The sequence below is a fragment of the Mycobacterium sp. E3247 genome (genome assembly GCF_001667785.1).
Taxonomy (GTDB): Bacteria; Actinomycetota; Actinomycetes; order Mycobacteriales; family Mycobacteriaceae; genus Mycobacterium.
Map to the genome: position 1 here is coordinate 1 of NZ_LZJG01000370.1, position 595 is coordinate 595.

Consider the following 595-nt stretch of genomic DNA (forward strand, 5'->3'; position numbering starts at 1 on the left):
AGGCTTATGACGAGGTTTGCTTTCCCGGCCTGGCGGCCGAATGGGCGAAATGGGATGGCCTCCGGCCATTTGTCGGCCCCCTGACGATGGAATTGACCACCAGCGCCGACGACGACGTGGCGTCGTGGATAGCCGCGGGAACGCCGCCGATTTGCTTTGGATTCGGCAGCATGCCGGTGGAATCCCCGATCGACACGGTCGAAATGATCGGTGCGGCCTGCGCGGAATTGGGCGAACGCGCGCTGATTTGCGCCGGTTGGAGCGATTTCAGCGACGTGCCACTTCCCGAGCACGTCAAGGTGGTGGGCGCGGTGAATTATGCGGCCGTCTTTCCCGCCTGCCGCGCGGTCGTACACCACGGCGGCTCGGGCACCACTGCCGCGGGCCTGCGCGCCGGAGTACCCACCTTGAGCCTTTGGAGCATGAGCGATCAGAAGATCTGGGCGGGCCAGGTGGATCGGCTGAAAGTCGGTGTCGCCCGCCCGTTTTCCCAAACCACGCGCGAGTCGCTGGTGGCCGACCTGCGCCAGATCCTCTCCCCCGACTACGTCTCCCGCGCCCGCGAGCTGGCCGCCCGGATGACGAAGCCCGCGGA

The 595-nt window shown here is 66.6% G+C and carries 1 protein-coding gene; it reads left to right on the forward strand.

The features are described from left to right. A partial coding sequence (locus tag A9X04_RS20410; protein ID WP_369828983.1) for a glycosyltransferase occupies positions 1 to 595 on the forward strand: 595 nt, incomplete at both ends.